We start from the raw sequence: 19,334 nt of genomic DNA on the forward strand, positions 1-19,334 counted from the left end.
GGTTGGAATAACGATATCCTAAAAATCTATAAGAACTATGGCAGAACCTATTTACAATGACGATAGTATTAAATCACTAGATTGGAAAGAGCATATCCGCTTACGTCCGGGAATGTATATAGGTAAGCTTGGAGACGGTTCGGCACAGGATGATGGAATCTATGTATTGCTTAAGGAAATTGTAGATAACTCTATCGATGAGTTTGTAATGGGCTCGGGAAAAACCATCGAAATTACAGTTTCCGATAGCAAAGTTAACGTACGCGATTACGGACGTGGTATTCCTTTGGGTAAAGTGATAGACTGTGTGTCAAAAATAAATACTGGCGGTAAATACGATAGTAATGCATTTCAAAAATCGGTAGGCTTAAATGGAGTGGGTACCAAGGCGGTTAATGCGCTGTCCACCTCATTTGTGGTACAATCTTATCGTGATGGCAAAACAAAGAAAGTTGAATTTTCTAAAGGTGAAATTACTTTAGAACATGCAGAAATAGAAACTACCCAACGTAATGGTACGGCCATTACCTTTTATCCCGACGAGACTATTTTTAGAAATTACCGTTATATCCCCGACTTTGTGGAAAGCATGATCTGGAATTACGTGTTCTTAAATACGGGTTTGACGATCAGCTTCAATAACCAAAAATATTTTTCTGAAAGAGGTTTATATGACCTTTTGTCTAAGGAAAATAAACCTGAGGAAATCCGTTATCCCATTATTCACTTGAAAGGGAACGATATTGAAGTGGCCATGACCCATGGGCAGCAATATGGTGAAGATTATCATTCTTTTGTGAATGGTCAGCACACCACCCAAGGTGGTACGCATCAGGCAGCTTTTCGTGAGGCGGTGGTAAAAACCATTAGGGAATTCTATAAAAAGGAGTATGATGCTTCTGATATCAGGGCCTCGATTATTGCCGCCATTGCCATTAGGGTACAGGAACCTGTTTTCGAATCGCAAACTAAAACCAAACTAGGTTCTCAAAATGTAGGACCCGACGGCCCGTCGGTACGTACTTTTGTCAATGATTTTGTGAAAAAAGAATTGGATGATTACTTACATAAACACCCCGATGTTGCCGATGCCCTGCTCAAACGTATTATCCAGTCGGAAAGAGAGCGTAAAGACATTGCAGGAATCAAAAAAATAGCTAATGATAGGGCTAAAAAAGCTTCTTTACATAACAAAAAATTAAGGGATTGTAAGGCACATTTCAATAGTAACCACGACAGAAGGTACGAAACAACCTTGTTCATTACCGAAGGGGATTCTGCTTCTGGATCGATCACCAAATCGAGGGATGTAGAAACACAAGCGGTATTTAGCTTAAAAGGTAAGCCCTTGAATTGTTATGAGTTGACGAAAAAAGTAGTTTATGAGAATGAGGAATTCAATTTGCTACAGCATGCACTTAACATAGAAGACGGTCTTGACGGGCTACATTATAACAATATTGTTATTGCTACCGACGCCGATGTAGATGGGATGCATATTCGTTTGTTGATGATGACTTTCTTTCTGCAGTTTTTCCCCGATCTGGTAAAGGCAGGGCATGTGTATATTTTGCAGACCCCTTTATTTCGGGTGCGCAATAAGAAGGAGACCATTTATTGCTATAGCGATGAAGAAAGAAGGAATGCCATTTCAAAATTGGGTGGCAAACCCGAAATTACCCGATTTAAGGGGCTTGGCGAAATCTCGCCTGATGAATTTGGCCTCTTTATAGGAAAGGATATTAGGTTAGATCCGGTTATTTTAAAAGAGCAGACCATTAAAAGCTTATTGGAATATTATATGGGTAAAAATACACCTGATAGGCAACAGCATATTATTAGGAACTTACGGATAGAGAAAGACGAAATTAATGAAGACGATAAGTTGACGGAAGAACCAGATACCCTAGAAGTTGCCTAATTGCAACTGTAGATGGTTTAAATTGTAATTTGATCATTCATATCCGGTTCTTTTATTTTATATTCGCATTTTGTTTTAACAAATAAATACTTGATCTATAATTGAATTGAACGCAACGCTCTTTTTTGGCCATATATTAAGTTTTAAAGATAAAAATTTAAAAGGCCTAGCTCAAGTTAATATCACTTATGGCAATTAACGCTACCAATAAAAATTCGTCCCGTTACGGTCTTATCGTATTGCTGATATTGGCATTATTTATCAGTGCCATTTTTTTTTATACCCGTAATAATAGCATCAGTATTTTAACGGAGAACATTGGTCAACTAAATCAAATCGAAGAAGATTATTCGCAGTTGGATACCTGTATCCTGATCTTATATAAGGCAGATAATAATTGTAGGCTCTTTGAAGCTACCGGGAACAATAAGTACGTTAAACAGTTTTCTTTAGAGATCAATAAGGTTTCCAATATTCTTGACAGTCTGAAATTGAGAGAGGATTCCAAACCTTCTCCAAAGAATATAAAGGGATTGGTAGATCAAAAGAAAGCTAAAATACAGATCTATCTAAAGTTAAAGAAGCTTACAGATAGTTTGTTTTACATATCTTCTGGAATTGATACGATAAAGGAACGTTCAGTTCTCAAGGGCAAGGAGGTGACTTATGGAAAGTTTAAGACCATGATCACTATAGATACCATCAAACCCAAAAACCTAAAGCCTGAAAAGAAACTGTTTGGAAGGATTGCTGCCGCTTTTTCTAGGAAAAAGAACATTGATACAGGTGCCATTTTGGTGAAAAAGGAAATTAAGTTGGATTCTTCCCTGTCTAGCAGAAATTATAACCGGTTACAATTAAGAAATATCAATACCTATTTTAGAAATCTATACGCGGCAAATAAAGTTTTACAAGACAGCGAAATAGAAATTTTAAGGATAAACGGCATCATTATTAATGATATTGTTTCCCTGTTACAGATTTTCAAGAAAAATGAAATTGCATTTAATAGTGAGGCAAAACAGGAAATTCGTTATGACCTGGACCATACGTTCAAGAACATAAATAACATCTATCTGGTTATCTTTGTGCTGCTCTTAATATTGGTAGGGGTTATTCTTTATAATTTATGGCGAATTTATAAGAGTGAAAACGATCTGATTGATTATGGCCGAAAAATTTCTCAGTATGCTCAATCAAAAAGCAGGTTTTTGGCCAATATGAGCCACGAGATTAGAACTCCTTTAAACTCGGTGATTGGCTTTTCTGAACAACTGAGTCAAGATCAGCTTACTGCACAGCAAAGAGAGCAGGTGGAGGCCATTAAGAGCTCTTCTGAAATGTTGTTGGATTTGGTCAATGATATTTTAGACTTTTCGAAGTACGAAGTGGGCAAGATCAATTTTGATAAGGTTTCTTTTGCACCGTTAGATACTATTAATGAAGTCTTTAATAGCATTGCTATTCAGGCGGCTAAAAAAGGAATCATGTTGGAGAAACAGATTTCTTTTAAAGAAGATATCTCCATGGAAGGTGATACGCTTCGCCTAAAACAGGTGATCATGAATTTGTTGAGCAATGCAATTAAATTTACCAATAAAGGATCAGTAGTATTAAAGGCGGATATCCTTACCATTTCTAAAAAACAGGGCATACTAAAAATTGAAATTATAGATACCGGAATTGGCATAGAGCAGAAAGATTTGGAGATGATCTTTGATGAATTTGCGCAGGTTAGCTATTCTACTTCGAAAAATAAGCAGAAGGGAACCGGCCTTGGGTTGGCCATCTGTAAAAAAATTGTAGAGCTACAGAAAGGTAAAATTTCGGTAGCTAGTGAAATCAATAAAGGGTCTAAATTTAGTTTTGAAATTCCGTATGAGCTATGTGATTCGGCCAATCAAAAGCAGGAAAATCTGGCGATTTCAAATGTAGAGCATTTGGCAGGTAAAAAAGTACTGTTGGTTGACGATAATAAAATAAATATCCTCCTGGCCCAAACGGTGATTAAAAAATATAAAATCATTGCAGATGTGGCTTATGACGGACAGCAGGCATTCAATCTTTTTGAGAAAAACAATTACGATCTGATACTTACCGATATACAGATGCCTATAATGGGTGGAGTGGAACTTACCCGTCTGATTAGAAAATATGCAGATGGGCAGAAATCGAAAATTGCTATATTAGGTATTACGGCAAATGTACTTGAAGAGGATAGGGCCAGATATATTGCATCAGGTATCAATGACCTGGTATTAAAGCCTTATTCGGAAAAGGAACTGATCGATATGATAGCCAGCCATATTGCCTAAACTATTTTAAGCGGCATGCTCATCAACTTCAAACAACCCAAAAGTATTGTGGTCTTGGTCTATAAAATAACCTTGCCAACACCTGCCCTTAATAGCGAATTTTGGTAGGGCTATCTGTCCTCCATTCTTTAGGATAAGCTCGCTCATGTCATCGAAATTTTCTACTTGTATGGAGCACACATAGGCATTGGTGCCCATTTGTGTTGGTGGAGTAGCTGTGCGCAGTAGGAGACCTCCATTTAGATTATGGGTTTCTATGCGATAATAGGTAATGGGCAAATGTTCTTCCCTAATAAACTTCCAACCAAAAACATTGGTGTAAAAGTTAATCTCCCGTTCAGGGTTCGATGATTGGATTTCAAAATAGCCAATGGTATTCATGATTTTATAAAATTTATCTTTGAAAACTATCTTTGGCAAGCATATCAAATGCTGATTGCTGAGCTACAGGCAGGTATCCGCAATTACCTAAGTAATTTTTATTGAAATTTGAACAGCTTCTTGTCCTTCTTATTTTATTCTTTAGTGGGATCAGTAGTATCTTCAGGGTGTTGGGGAGGCAATTCACTAACCTCTTTTTCAACCACTATGGTTTTTAGGTGTACCGCATATTTGGAAGGCGTAATGCCCGTATCGTATTTTTCTGCATAAGCTTGGGTAAACTCCGCACCAAAATATAGGATAATAGCCGTATAATAAATCCAGACCAAAATTACAATAATAGAACTTGCCGCTCCAAATGCCGATCCCGGATTACCCTTTTGTATATAAATGCCAATACCATATTTGCCCAAACTGAATAATAAAGCCGTAAATAATGCTCCTATAAGTGCGGGTTTCCATTTGAGGTTTACATCGGGTAATACCTTGAAAATAATAGCAAATATGGTCGTGACTACAGCTATAGTTAAGGCATTGGTAACAATAAGCATGAAGAAGCCGGATACTTCTTCAACCCCTATTTTTGTGGCATAGGTATCCAATTTTCCCCCTATGCCAACTACTATACTATTGACGACTAAAGAAACCAGTAATAAAAAACCTAATGACGCAATAAGAGAAAAGGAGAGTAGTCGGTTGGTAATCAATTTTTTCCATCCTTTTTTGGGGACGGCCTTCACTTTCCAGATCAGATTGATACTGTCCTGTATTTCTATGAAAATTGCGGTCGAACCAATCACCAATGTAATTATACCTATCACCAGACCAATGGTACTTCTTCCCGATAGGTTGGAATTGTTGACAAATGTTCTAAGCTGATTGGCAGCCTCAAAACCGATCATCTCACTTATTTCACCAAATAGTTTTGTGTTTGGATCCATGTTGTCGCCCAAAAAAAGACTGGCCGAAGAAATGATGATGATAATTAATGGGGTAAGAGAGAAAATGGTATAATAAGCCAGGGCTGCACTTAATTTCATAACCCGATCTTCCATGAAACCTTTGCCCGCCGCTATGAATAAGTGGTAAGTGTTGACAAAAAAAGAATTGAATCTGCTTGGTGATCTTTTCATAATTCTAAAATGGGTATCCAATTCCAATATTCAAAATGAGGTTGTCTTTTCTCCAGGCACCGCTGCCAAAATCAATTTGGTTAAGTACCCAACGTTGGCCCTCTGGTAGGTAAGGTTTGCGAATAGGGAAGGCTCCATCTAGCCTGATCACAAAAATGGTAGCATCTACCCTTAAGCCTACGCCCGTACCTACTGCTAGTTCATCAATCGCGTTGCCCAACTTAAAGCCAGAGCCGGGTCTGGTGGAATCCTCTTTCCTTAACCAAATATTGCCTGCATCAACAAAAGCAGCACCATACAGAATACTGACCAGTTTAAATCTGAGTTCCGAGTTTAACATCATTTTAATATCTCCAGATTGATCTGCAAATACAGAAGTTGTAGGTACTTGGTAGGTTCCTGGACCTAGAGATCTTGCTCTGAAGGCCCTAATGTCATTACTTCCTCCGGCAAAAAACTGGCGGACAAAAGGTAAGGATGTACTTCCGCCATAGGCATAACCATAACCTAAATTCAATCGGTTTGCCCAAATTACACGCGGATTAAGCTTGTAATAACTTCTTAAATCGGTCTCTACCCTTACAAACTGTGTTAATGAGATATTGAATAGGCGATGATCTCCGGTACTTCCTTTGTTTACAAATAAACCCCATAGATTTCCACTTGTTTCTAAGCCCCCAAAGAAATAAAGATTGTGACGACGCTGTTCCTGCATTTGATTGCTATAGGTGAAATTGTAATTACTTCCTATAATAAACTGATTTTGCAGAGAATATTTCAAACCAGGATTTTGTAGATACAAGTTTTGAAGCGCAGGGTCGTTCTCATCCTTATTGGAAACCACTAAATTAATGGAGGCCGGATTGAGCGTATGCTCTTTGAAGAGACTTTCCCTCCAATTGTATCCATATTCTGCCTTAAATGAATTTAGCTTATAAACCGTATCTCTATTTAGCAATTGATAAGATAGTGAGGTAATGGTCTTAGGAATGAATGCAGTAGTACTCTTGGGCTTGTAAAAGGGTACGATAAAGCGAGGAAAAGTTAATTTTGCCGTACCTGTAAGGGAATAGGAGTTGATTCCCGAAGACTGGCCACTATATTGGGTCTCGAAACCACCGCTTGCACTAATGTCTAATTGTTCTGCCCCCCTGAATAAATTACGCGTAGTTTGTGTTATCTTGACCTCAGAACCAACGAAGTTATTTGATTTGTTGGTTCCAGTTACTGAAAATGTTAGCGAATTTTTCTTTAAAGGGGTAAGGTAAATATTCAAATCCAACTGATTGTTCTTGAAGCTATCTATGGGTATAAATTCTGCCCTTACATCTTGAAAAGCACCTAGGTTTACCATCCTGTTCAAAGATTGGTTGTGGTCTCTTCTGTTATAGGTTTCGCCCTTTTTAAAAAAAACCAATCTGTCAAATACCCTTGGCTTATAGGTATTACGATTATCGTAAATATTAAAATCGTTGTATTGTAAAGGCTTTAATTTTCTTAACAAGCTATCCCTTCTTATGCTGTAGCTGGGAAAAATATTAATCCTTTCGATGGTATAGGGCTTTATGGCAGCTTCGGGCGTAGTATTTTTAACACGTACATTTACATTGACCAGATTTTTGCCAATGGTACTGTCTACCTGTAGGATGAGGTAATCTGGGCTAAAATAGAAGTAGCCATTTTCCTTTAGGTCATTGTCAATTCTAATACGTTCATTTATATAGGTGTCCAAGTCATAGAAATTCCCGACTTTTAAAAGGCTTTTATCTTTGTTCTGATTGATAATATAGGTCAGGTTACCTGTATCTGGAGGGAAAGAGATCCTATTGATCTTATACCTTGTTCCGGTAATGGCGGTATATATGGCTTTGCCGCGTTTTCTCTTTACAAGGGTGTCTCCTGTTACTTCAGCCTGTAGATAGCCTTGGCTAATAAGGTAACTTTTTAGCACATCATTATTATACCTAACCTTTACTTGACTCATTAAAACTGGAGCTTCGCCCACTTTAGTGCGTAGCCAGTGCCTGAATCCTTTTGGCTTTTTAGGTTCACCAGCTAGGTTATAAATATATAGTTTGAATCTTAAGCCCAAAAATGATTTGTTCGGCCGCGGCCGGGTCTTAGCCTCCAATGTTTTCTTTATTTGTTTCTCATTGGTAATCTTACCTGCAGTATCTGGATTGATCTTAACCTCGGCACCCATGTATAGGTTTTGGCCAGGCTTTAAAAACCTGGTATTGCTGCAATTGGCAAAAATGGAACAAGCCAATAAGAAAGTACCTATTTTAATTAGTTTTTTCATTCTTTGGTCTTTGTTCGATATCATTTCTAATTTTATTTCTTCTTTTTTGGAAAATTTCCCTGAACTTGTTATAATCTACTACCAAGGTAAAACCTACTCCGGTTTCTATAATCTGTCCTTCAATTACACTTTCATTTTGATTACGTCTATAAGCCCTTAACCGATATCGTCCATCTCTGGAAAGGGCATATTCTATATTAACATTACCCGCAATATTGGTAGAGTTTTGGTTAGCTGTTTGTGGTCCTTCCAATGCGAATGAACTGCCTACGGTAACCGTTAGGCGGTCGCTCAACAATTTTTTAGATAAGCCTATTTCCAGATCGGTTCTTTGTTGTAAGCTACCGGTAGAATAATCTTCAGAAGAATTTAGACCGAAATCAATATCGACCCCTTGTATAAGATCTGAGGCTAAATTATTTAACTGTTCTGAAAGTAACCTGCTAACGCTCGAACGGGCAATGGTAGATAGGCCACCGCCACCGCCGGCCAAACTCTGGAACGGATTATTGGCAATAAACCTGTTCAGAGCCAATAAGGCAAATACCTGCTTGTTCAGTTCATTTTCATCTCTATTTACATTTTGAAGCCGGGTATAGGCTAAACTGCCAATTTCAGTTCCACGTTCGTTCTCTGGCAGATCAATTTTAAATGAGATGATAGGTTTTAACAGCTCACCTTTCATATATAAATACACTTGAAAAGGTAATTTGGTTTTGGCCTGTACCAAATCGGGTTGGTTTAGCAAATCTATTGGAGCAGCGTTGACTTCATAAAGCGCTGTTAAATTTACGTTGGCTTCGGTAGGTTCGCCTGTCCAGATAATGGTGCTTCCCTTAACCAGTTTAAATGGTTTTTTACCTAATGGTGCAATTGATATACTGTAAGAGCCATCTACTATTTCATAACGGCCGGTCATGCTGATCTTGCCGCTCGGATCTATCGTGGCATTAAGGTTGGCATCGCCCCTTACAGTTAACATATCATCTGTAGATGGGTCTACAATCACATTGAGTTCGGCTTCTGGATCAATACTAATATCAGCTACCAGGTTTATGCCTTTAACGGGTGATTTACTAACATTCTCGGCCTTTAAGCTTGTCGCAGGTGCATCTTCATCTATGAACTGCACGATACCATCTTGGTCAATAACTGATGGGTCGGTACTTGGCATGGAATAAAAGAATTTTGTACCTTTTTCAACGGTAATGTTCATGTTTACATTGGGCTGATTTAAGTTTCCACGCACCTTAATGTTGCTGCTCAAATAAACCGTTCCGTAAATCATATCGTTATCTTGTGCAGTAGAATTAATAGCCCTAAAGTTATTGGTGCGGATATCCAGGCCAAACTTCACATTTTTGAAGTCGGCGGTATACACCATACCATCTATCGTGGCTTTTTTACCTAGGGAGTCTATCAAAGTAAAGTTATTAAAGCGTATGCCATCATTATTAAAAGCTATTTCCTGATCGGGCATGGTAAAATAGGAATTGATATAGGCAATTTTCAGGCCTGCATTGTTAAATTTTAAAGCCCCTAAAATTTTTGGCGCAGTTAATTCTCCTTTTACGGTAAATTGCCCAGTGATGGTTCCCTTGCCCTGTTTAATTTGCCCCATGCTCACGCTTTCGATTTCATGGAGATCAATTTTTCCGATGTTTACGTTAAGGTCCAGTGTACTTTGCGGTGCAGTATAATAAAACCCTTTGGCAGAGAGCTCATGCACCCCTTGAAGATTAACCTCTATCTCAAAGGCATTTTCGGTGTTATTGTTTACTACAGCACGTAAGTTGCCCAGTTCATCTTTTTGGTAGCGGAGTTTACTGATGGTTAAATCGGCCTCAAACTTAGGATCGGTCACAAGATCTTTTACATCTACAAAACCGTTGATTGCTCCGCCAATCAGGGTAGTATCAGTTTCGGCAAACTTGGTGAGGGTCTCTATCTGGAAGTTTTTGAATTCAATTTTTATGGGAGAGTTGGGGGTACTCGATGTGCTATTAATGCTTAACAGTTGTGAACCTTGGCTAATATTAAACTGATTAGCCAAAATTCCAGACTCGCCAAACTGAATATAGTTTTCTGGTGATACCGTCCATTTCTCATAGTCCAACAATAACTTGTTGGGATCCATGTTGAATCTAAAATCTTTGTTAATGGATTGAAAAATGCCCGCAATTACATATTTGTCTTTTCGTTGTCTGTCACGAAGAAAGATATTTAAATCTAATTGATTGTTTATGGCAGTTCCCGAAATTTCCGTATTGAACAAAGCAACGGAAGGGCTTTGCACGCTGTTAATTAGTAATTTGTAATTGAGTTTGTCTCCACTGTTGTCGATATTCAAGCGGGTACTATCAATCTTAAAATCTCCATAAACCACTTTTGGAAAGAAGGCATTCATTAATAGACTATCCTTTTCGGTATCAATAAGTCCATTGATTTTTGATGGAGCAAAGGTGGTAAGTGAAGGAACAAAGTCCTGCAAAAACTTAGGATTATACAGGCTTGCCGTAAAACGAATACGTTGTGGCGGAATCTTGGTAACCTCTCCAAATTGGTAGTATTTGTTAATTTGATTGATGATGGCACTGCCTAACTTGCTAAGTTGGTACTTCCCTTCTGCATGAGCACTGATCAGCTCAGATTTCAAGGTCAACTGATTTTCTGTAGCGGTTGAGACGGCATTTAACTGAACGGTATCTACATTAAACTTCTTACCTTCCTTTACCAGCTGTAGTTCGGTCGCAAAAACACGTCCATTAAGGTAATCTACATCAGCAGTTGCGAAGTCAGCTTTGACATTTCCTGCAAATTTTAATTCAGTGGCACTAAAATTTAATTTTTGTAAATCAATTTGTTTCAGGTCGATATCAGCTTTTACTGCTGGGTACTTGCCAGCCAAATTTATTTTGGCAGTAAGATCAAAATTGGCATTGCTGTCGGGCATATTACTTTTTATGTTAATGGTTTGGTTAACATAAGAGCCCGTTAAATTCAGGTTATGATAATTGTATTTATTATAATATGCACTAAGCACTTTTGCATTAAACTTGGCGTCGATTTTTTTAGGGTCTAAACCAGTGCCCAAAACTTCTGCTTTGACAGAAACCCTGCCTAAAGTAGGTTGTTGTTTTAATAGCCTGCCCACATTGAAGTTGTTGAGACTTATATTGGCCTTATATCTTTCCTTGCCCTTAGGACCATTCATGGTAGCCGCTAATACTGCACTTCCCATGTCGCTCTGTACGTTAAAATTGGTGTTGAAATCTGTCATGGAGCCCCTGAAATTTCCTTTGGCCTCAATTACATTGGGCAATTCCATATTTTTGGGGAGCGATTTTTGGGGAACAACAACCAATAGGTCACTTTTGGTAAGGTGTATCTTTTTAATATCAAGGTCCAAGAAGGTTTTGTTGATATCGGGTAAACCATTAGCTTTACCACTAATGTCTATAAATGTGCTTTTTAATCCACTTATCTGTAGTTGTGGGATGTTCAGCTTGTTCAAATAACCATTAACATTAGCATTGACTTTTAGCTTCTCATTGCGGTAATTGATAGGTACGGCGTTGCTAAAAAATGAAGCGTCCTTTAGTCCTATGATCGTATTTTTTAAAGAAATGGTCAGTTTTACACGTTCCGGGTGTTTGGTCAAGTCATCTAAGGAAGTAAATTGTAGATCTGTTGCATTCTCAATACTGGTATGGGGAGTTTTTAGGATGAAATTGCTAAGTTTGATTTGCTTGTCATTATAAATGGCTTTGCCTCTTAGTGCACTTAGGGCGAAGCCACTTTTATCTTTCAATGAACCGTTCTTTACATTGGCTGTAATGCCTTTTTCACTATAGCTGACCTCTTTGGCGCCTAGGTTTAAACCTGTGATGTTAAGGTGGTTAAAGTCTATCCCACTAGGTAGAGGCATTGCTGAAAGGTTGTCGAATTGTAAAGTGTTGTTGGTCAGGTCGATATTTTTAATCAAGAGTGCTAATGAAGATTTTTCGGGAACTACGGTATCTTTAACTTTTGTAAGATCATTGGATGGTGCCGGCTTAAAAGCAAATTTCACAAAAGAGTTATCTAGTTTTGCATCATCTGTGCTGTAATGACCTTTGGTGAGATCAACCTTTAGGTTGACAAAACCTAGATTGTTGATGTTAGCAATAACGTTGGTTGTAGTAAGCTGATCATCGTAGCTTACTTTCACCTGGTTAAATTCAAACTTTTGCACTTCTATGGTAGGAAGCTTTCCCTGTTCTTTTTGGGTACTATCTATGCTATTGGTAAGGTGCTGTACCAATTGGTTCAAAGGTTTTTGTTGAAGATAGATTAAAGAAGTGTTGTTTACCGTAAAGTTTCTAATGACATAATGCTGGTTGGCCAAATCGAAATCTTTGATTTTTGTTTCCAGTTTGCCGAGATAAAACTTGATGTTGTTGCCGGCAACATCGTCTCTATAAGTTAGGCCAATATCTTCAAAACTCACTTTGTCTACCGAAAATTTGAGGCTAGAGGTGGTGTCTTTATCTACTTTTTCCTTTGGCTTTTTCTGATCGCTCATAAAAGCGTCAATCAAGAAAGAAAAATTGAACGTTGTATCTGGACTAACCCTTTTCACATGGGCCCGAATGTGTTTTAACTCTATATAGTTGACCTCAACTGTATTCTTCAATAGCTTGAATAGGCTAATGTCTACCTGTAGTTTTTCGGCATATAGTAGAGTGTCACCTTTCAAATCGGCTATGTAAAATTTATTCAATACCACATCCTTGGGCAGGGCAATTTTAATACTTTCGAGGCTGACTTCAGTTTTGGTCTTGGTTTTAAGATAGTTGATGGCCTTGTCTTTGACAAAATTTTGTACGGCAGGAATATTTAAAGAGAATGCGATAAGCAATACCAATAAAATTATACTGGCAATAATCCATAAAATGATTTTTAAACTTTTTCGAAAATATTTTCCCAATCGTAATTGTTGTTTATGGTGAATATAACAGTTTAATTAAATTATGCCTACAACACTTAAAACAAACAAAATTCAATAGATAAAGTTTTTTGCCATAAAGATATTTTTTTGTGTGTAAGGGGCACTTTTTAACCGGCTGTTGATGAGCCTTGATATGGTCATGATCTGTTGATATTATGGGTGTGGGACATAAGGTTTTTTCAGTTTACAAGAAAACTTATCCCGCCCCCAATTCGAATTTATTAAGACTAATTTGTATGTTTAGTTTATGAATGTACTCAATTTTAATATCAGCTACGAAACATACGAAAATTTTAATGAGCTTTCTGAAGGCGACAAATTGTTATGTGCCAAAGCCGAAGAAGCCCTGAATACTTCCTATTCTCCCTATTCTAAATTTAAGGTAGGTACGGCCATCCTTTTGGAAAATGGAGAAGTGGTATTGGGCAGTAATCAGGAAAATGTAGCTTATCCGTCAGGTTTGTGTGCCGAAAGGGTAGCCCTTTTTACTATAGGTGCCGCAAATCCAAGGGCTGTTATCAAATCGATGGCAATAACTGCCTATACAGAAAACTTCGAAATTAAAAACCCCGTTACCTCTTGTGGGGCCTGTTTACAGGTGATGGCAGAATTTGAGCAAAAGCAACAATCGCCAATTAACGTGATTTTCTATTGCTTAAATGGAAAAATCATAAAGGTAAAAGGTATAAAAAGCTTGCTGCCTTTCGTTTTCGTAGAAGATAGGTTGGCCAATATTATTATTTAACATTTAGTGCCTGCTTGGCATAAATGTTATCGGTTTGTATAAAATCAGGGTTCATGGCAAAAGCTTTCCGCAGTTCATCCCTATAATAGGGGGTCCATAGTTGCACTTTTAAGCCAGCCCTGTGCGCAATTTCAATGTTCTCTTTGGTGACGGTTACATCGGTATAATTACAGCTTAGGCCATCATAACCAAGTTTTATGGCGTTCTCTATTTTTTGTGGCATGGCTTCATATCGCATAAAGCAGGTGGTCATCTTTTTGGTTGCCTTATGGTTTTTGATGAGGTTGCAAAAGAATTTACTATCTATCTCTACCAATACCTTATCAGTAAACTTATAATTAACAAAAATAAGTGCCAACTCATCGGCAAACTTGGACAGGTAGCCATCCTTGTTACCATAAAGGGCAAAGGTGCCGGCATTAAATGAAACTTTAATATCAAGGGAAAGATAGAAGCCCTCTGGTGTTGTATTTGCCCAGTTGACCAATTCTGCCAATCGGTAGAGCCTATCTGATTTGTTCTTGTGGCAAATCCTGATCAGTTCTATTTCTGTATCCCTCATTTTGGGAATGGTATCCTGTATACTGTTAATGCAAGCAGAATTACTCAAACTGGAATTGTGAAAAATCCAGATGGTGCCATCTAAGCTCATCTGTACATCTATTTCGGCGCCATCGAGGCGTGAAAGTACACCCTGTACAGAAGGAATAGTATTCTCAAGCAGAACATCATTATAATTGTTATTCCCACTGCCCTTATGTCCCAAAAATTGAATATTGGTTTCCAATGGAGATGGCCTACCACAGGAACTAAAAATAACACTGCAACAAAACAAAAAATTAGCAGCAAGAAAGAGCAGACTATTTTCTTTTTTAAATCGCATAGAAACAATAAGGGGAATAGGCTATAATAATTCTTCTTTCAAGTTTTAGGTGGAAAGTTTTAATAGAGAGATGTATTTAATTTGTTCATAAACTCTATGGCAAAGATAAAAAACTATTTTGTTTAATCGATAAGCTTTGGAGGTGAAAGTTGTTGATTTATAATGTGGTTAGCTTTTGGAAATAGGCAGAAAAAATAGGTCGGGTTGGTGGCTGTGTAAGCTTATTAATATTTATAGATTGCTTTTTCTATCTTTAAAAAACAAATTCATGTTATGCATAGTGTGAATCTTGAAGATAATTTTCTATACACAGTAAAATATCAAGTAAAATGTTCAATAAATTGAAAAGAAAAATATTATTATCCTGCATCTCTCTATCATTTGTAATCTCTTCCTGTAGTTATAAGAAAGCTGATCTGGTTGTTTACAATGCCAAGATTTATACGGTAAACCAAGGTTTTGAAATAGCTGAGGCGATGGCCATTAAGAATGGAAAGATCATAGCTATAGGGGAAACTTCGGTAATTAAGGGAGATTATCCTGCTAAGGAGATGATAAATGCCAAAGGGAAAGCAGTTTACCCCGGATTTATTGATGCGCATGCCCATTTTTGGGGTTATGCAGAAAGTTTGCACAATGCCAATCTAACTGGAGCCAAGTCATGGGATGAGACCCTTAAACTACTTCAGGACTTTTCAAAAACCCAGCCTGAGGGTTGGTTGATCGGTAGGGGATGGGATCAAAACGATTGGCCCAATAAACAGTTTCCTACAAAAGAAAAGCTGGATGAGCTATTTCCTGATAGACCAGTATTGTTGAGACGAATTGATGGACATGCTGCAATAGTTAACCAAAAAGCCCTGGAAGCAGCTGGTATAACCAAGCCTGATCGCTTAACTGGTGGCGAGATTGTAGAAAAGGATGGGAAATTAACTGGCTTGCTCATTGATAACGCTATAAGCTTAGTATCGAATAAAATACCTCCGTTTACTGCTTCACAAATGAAAGCCCTTCTATTAAAGGCGCAGGCGAATTGTTTTGAAGTAGGGTTAACAACTATAGATGATTGTGGTTTAGATTATAATGCCGTAGAGGTAATGGAGAAGTTGCAAAAAAGTGGGGATCTAAAAATGCGCATGTATGTCATGCTATCAGATGCTGAGAAAAACTACGATTATCTTATCGAACGTGGACCAATTAAAACAGATAGGTTAAATGTACGTTCCTTCAAAGTTTATGCTGATGGTGCTTTGGGCTCAAGAGGGGCATGCTTGCTACATCCTTATGCTGATATGCCCAATAGAACTGGATTTCTATTAAGCAATATTGAGCATTTCGAAAAAGTGGCAAAAAAAATAAATGAGCATAATTTTCAAATGTGTACCCATGCTATAGGTGATTCTGCAAATAGAAGCATCTTGAAAATTTATAATAAGGTGTTAGGGGCAAATAATGATAAACGTTGGCGAATAGAGCATGCCCAGGTAGTTTCACCTCAAGATTTCCATCTTTTTGGTAGTGCTAAGGTAATACCTTCCGTACAGCCTACACATGCCACTTCAGACATGTACTGGGCAGAAGAAAGGTTGGGAAAAGATAGGATAAAGGGAGCCTATGCCTACCAACAGCTGCTAAAGCAAAATGGTTGGATTGCATTGGGAACAGATTTTCCGGTAGAGCAGATCAATCCAATGCTTACTTTTTATGCGGCAACGTATAGAAAAGATAGTCATGATTACCCTAAAGGAGGATTTCAAATTGAGAATGCCCTTACACCGGAAGAAACGCTAAGGGGCATGACCATCTGGGCAGCCAAAGCTAATTTTGAAGAAAATGAAAAAGGTAGCTTGGAGGTTGGTAAATTTGCTGACTTTGTGATCTTAGAAAATGACATATTAAGGGCCGATGCCAAACAAATCTTACAGAATAAAGTATTAAAGACCTACGTTAATGGAGAAAAAGTTTATGAAAAAAAATAGCCTTGCTGGTATAATCACTATTTGTTTGACCATTGTTTTTATGCTGACCGCATGTGCGCAGGAGCATAGACAAAATGAGAACAGGTTAAAAAAAATAGAGGCAATTGTAAATAGTACCGTTTTGCTCAATAACCAAAAAGGCCTTATACCCATCACTGATTTGGCCCATAAGAAAATAGTGTCTGTTGGATTGGGCTTTTCTAATCAGATAGGATTTGATAGCCTTTTAAATAAATACGCACAGGTAAAGTTGTTGAGTGCCACCAAATATGCTGATTCGACTAACTTGAATGACATTGAGGATGACTTGAAGTTCTTCAATACTATTATTGTGGCTTTAGATCATGACATGGCAAAAAATGGAAAGTACATCAACTTTATTGAGCATATGGCCCAAACCAAAAATGTGATCGTTTCCTTATTCGGTAATGGTAACGCCTTGGCTTCTTTTGATGGCATTAGTACACCAATTGTTTGGAGTAGCCAAGTTAACGAAGAAGCGGCTCTGGTAGTTCCTCAATTTATATTTGGTGGCATTGCGGCACAACAAACCCTGACCAAATCTTATTCAAATAAATATGGCATAGGATTAGGCTATACTACATTGGCTACAAGATTAAAATATACCGTTCCGGAAGATGCAGGCGTTAATAGTGACGACTTGAGGGAGATAGATGATATCATAAAAGAGGGTATAGCAAAAAAGGCAGCACCAGGAATGGTGGTCTTGGTGGCAAAAGATGGGAAGGTTATTTACAATAAAGCTTTTGGCTATCATACTTATGATAACCTGCAGCCAGATAAAGTGACCGATATTTTTGATTTTGCCTCAGTAACCAAAACTACGGCAACCACCCCAAGTGTAATGCGTTTGGTAGAACAACAAAAGCTAAAGCTCGACACGAATGTGGGTTACTATATTGCCAAAGCAAGAAATACGCCTATGAATGTGGTCAATGTGCGGGAAGTTATGTTGCATCAGGCAGGATTCATTCCTTATATTCCTTTCCATAATTTTGTAAAAGAAGGCGACTACAGCAGGGATTCTTCGGCAGCTTTTCCCACCAAAGTAGCGGATAACTATTACATAAAAAAGGACTTCTTTAATGATTTTATGTGGCCAAAAATGCTGAATTCGCCTTTGAAAACAAGGGGAAGCTATGTATATAGCGATATCAGTATGTATGTTATGCAGGATATTGTAGAGCATATTTCGGAAATGCCACTCGATAAATATGTCTATGAGAACTTTTATTTGCCTTTGGGGATGCAAAATGCAGGTTTTCTGCCCCGAAATAGATTTAGTAAAGACCAGATCGTGCCAACGGAAGATGATAAGGTATTTAGAAAAACCTTACTAGAGGGCTATGTGCATGATCAAGGTGCAGCCTTGAAAGGCGGAGTTGCTGGACATGCGGGCTTATTTGGTACCGCTAACGATCTGGCCATTTATAATCAGATGTTGTTGAATAAAGGAAGTTATGGCGGCGAGCAATATTTTACCCCGCAAACCGTAGAGATGTTTACTGCCAAGCAATCTAACGTAAGCCGTAGAGGTTTGGGATTTGATAGGTGGGATCCAGATTTGACCAAAAAATATCCATCGGAACTGGCCTCTTCACAAACGTTTGGACATACTGGCTACACTGGTATTGCAGCTTGGGTAGATCCATCTAGAAATATGGTCTATATCTTTTTGTCTAATAGGGTAAACCCTGGCGTTAGCGAAATGTTGGGCAAGTTGAATATACGTCCGCGTATACAGGATGTAGTGAATAAAGCGATAGACAAGAGCAAGAAATAAAGGTTCAGGTAATCTTGATCTAGAGCTGATGGAGAAAAGTATCCTTTCGGCTTGAAGAGGGCCTGAGGAATGAAAAACAGCCGACTTAAAGGGGTAAAGTCGGCTGTTTTTTTAGGTACTATTTAGCTGATGATTTTAAAAAATCAATTAGTTTTCCCATCGCTATAGCCCGGTGGCTAATCTTGTTTTTTTGTTCCATATCCATCTCCGCAAAAGTAATGTTATAGCCGTCGGGTTCAAAAATCGGATCGTAGCCAAAGCCCTTTGTACCTGAAACAGTCGTTCGGATCTGACCTTTGATTTCTCCTTCAAACAAATGGTTTTCTCCGTCTTTCATGAGAGAAATTACTGTTCTAAATTTTGCTTTGCGATTCGATTTGCCTTCCATGTTTTTAAGCAGCAATTGTAGGTTAACAAGATCGTCTTTTACACCGCTGTAACGGGCGGAAAATATACCGGGTTCATTGTTTAGGGCTTCCACCTCTAGTCCACTATCATCGGCAAAACAATCTAATTGGTAGTTGTCAACTACATATTTACTTTTTAAGCTCGCGTTTTCGGCAAAACTGTTTCCCGTTTCCGGAATATCAACCAGACAGCCAATATCTTTTAGGTTTACCACTTCATATGCCAAGGAAAGTAATTGGGCAACTTCATCTGTTTTGTGTACATTGTTTGTGGCAAAAACCAATTTGTTTTTAGTTGACATATACCTGTCTCTTATACACATCTCCGAGCCCACGAGACCTGCGTTACCATCGCGTATGCCGTCTTGTGCTTGTAAAGGGGGGGGGGGGGGGGGGGGGGGGGGGGGGGGGGGGGGGGGGGGGGGGGGGGGGGGGGGGGGGGGGGGGGGGGGGGGGGGGGGGGGGGGGGGGGGG

11 protein-coding genes are annotated in these 19,334 nt (G+C 38.4%); 5 read left to right on the forward strand and 6 right to left on the reverse strand.

Features of this window, described 5'->3' with window-relative positions:
- The first annotated feature begins 37 nt into the window (after positions 1 to 37).
- Positions 38 to 1,921, forward strand: coding sequence for a DNA topoisomerase IV subunit B (locus tag JHD79_RS16580; protein WP_199120417.1), 1,884 nt, complete (start codon positions 38 to 40; stop codon positions 1,919 to 1,921).
- A 188-nt stretch (positions 1,922 to 2,109) separates the two neighbouring features.
- Positions 2,110 to 4,236 (forward strand): ATP-binding protein, encoded by a 2,127-nt coding sequence (locus tag JHD79_RS16585; RefSeq protein ID WP_199120418.1) that lies wholly within the window; start codon positions 2,110 to 2,112, stop codon positions 4,234 to 4,236.
- Between the two features lie 6 nt (positions 4,237 to 4,242).
- On the opposite strand, the gene JHD79_RS16590 is transcribed toward JHD79_RS16585, so the two are convergent.
- The 4 genes from JHD79_RS16590 to JHD79_RS16605 all read right to left on the reverse strand — a co-directional run bounded on the left by JHD79_RS16590 (position 4,243) and on the right by JHD79_RS16605 (position 13,021).
- Positions 4,243 to 4,617: a VOC family protein gene (locus JHD79_RS16590; RefSeq protein ID WP_199120419.1), complete on the reverse strand. Its 375-nt coding sequence runs from the start codon at positions 4,615 to 4,617 to the stop codon at positions 4,243 to 4,245.
- Positions 4,618 to 4,751: 134 nt separating this feature from the next.
- Complete coding sequence (locus JHD79_RS16595; protein WP_199120420.1) at positions 4,752 to 5,750, reverse strand: YihY/virulence factor BrkB family protein; 999 nt, start codon at positions 5,748 to 5,750, stop codon at positions 4,752 to 4,754.
- Positions 5,751 to 5,754: 4 nt separating this feature from the next.
- Entirely contained in the window at positions 5,755 to 8,052 is a 2,298-nt protein-coding gene (locus tag JHD79_RS16600) for a BamA/TamA family outer membrane protein (RefSeq protein ID WP_199120421.1), read from the reverse strand.
- Complete coding sequence (locus JHD79_RS16605; RefSeq protein WP_199120422.1) at positions 8,036 to 13,021, reverse strand: translocation/assembly module TamB domain-containing protein; 4,986 nt, start codon at positions 13,019 to 13,021, stop codon at positions 8,036 to 8,038. The genes JHD79_RS16600 and JHD79_RS16605 overlap by 17 nt, the downstream gene beginning before the upstream one ends.
- A 268-nt stretch (positions 13,022 to 13,289) precedes the next feature.
- On the opposite strand from JHD79_RS16605, the gene JHD79_RS16610 reads away from it, so the two are divergent.
- Positions 13,290 to 13,787, forward strand: a complete 498-nt coding sequence (locus JHD79_RS16610; RefSeq protein WP_199120423.1) for a cytidine deaminase — start codon at positions 13,290 to 13,292, stop codon at positions 13,785 to 13,787.
- Here the strand turns inward: JHD79_RS16610 and JHD79_RS16615 are convergent.
- On the reverse strand, positions 13,780 to 14,670 hold the full coding sequence (locus JHD79_RS16615; RefSeq protein WP_199120424.1) for a glycerophosphodiester phosphodiesterase: 891 nt from the start codon (positions 14,668 to 14,670) through the stop codon (positions 13,780 to 13,782). The two genes, JHD79_RS16610 and JHD79_RS16615, sit on opposite strands and share 8 nt — an antisense overlap.
- Positions 14,671 to 15,011: 341 nt before the next feature.
- On the opposite strand from JHD79_RS16615, the gene JHD79_RS16620 reads away from it, so the two are divergent.
- Together JHD79_RS16620 and JHD79_RS16625 are read left to right on the forward strand one after the other, a co-directional pair.
- A complete protein-coding gene (locus JHD79_RS16620; protein WP_233164756.1) occupies positions 15,012 to 16,649 on the forward strand; it encodes an amidohydrolase in 1,638 nt (545 codons plus the stop codon).
- Entirely contained in the window at positions 16,621 to 18,453 is a 1,833-nt protein-coding gene (locus tag JHD79_RS16625) for a serine hydrolase (protein WP_233164757.1), read from the forward strand. Before JHD79_RS16620 ends, JHD79_RS16625 begins: the two co-directional genes overlap by 29 nt.
- Positions 18,454 to 18,571: 118 nt before the next feature.
- Here JHD79_RS16625 and rdgB read toward each other — a convergent pair.
- Positions 18,572 to 19,334: RdgB/HAM1 family non-canonical purine NTP pyrophosphatase (rdgB, locus tag JHD79_RS16630; protein WP_370583350.1), on the reverse strand; the 763-nt coding region annotated here is incomplete at its 5' end.

The organism is Pedobacter sp. ASV28 (genome assembly GCF_016428855.1).
Classification (GTDB): Bacteria; Bacteroidota; Bacteroidia; order Sphingobacteriales; family Sphingobacteriaceae; genus Pedobacter.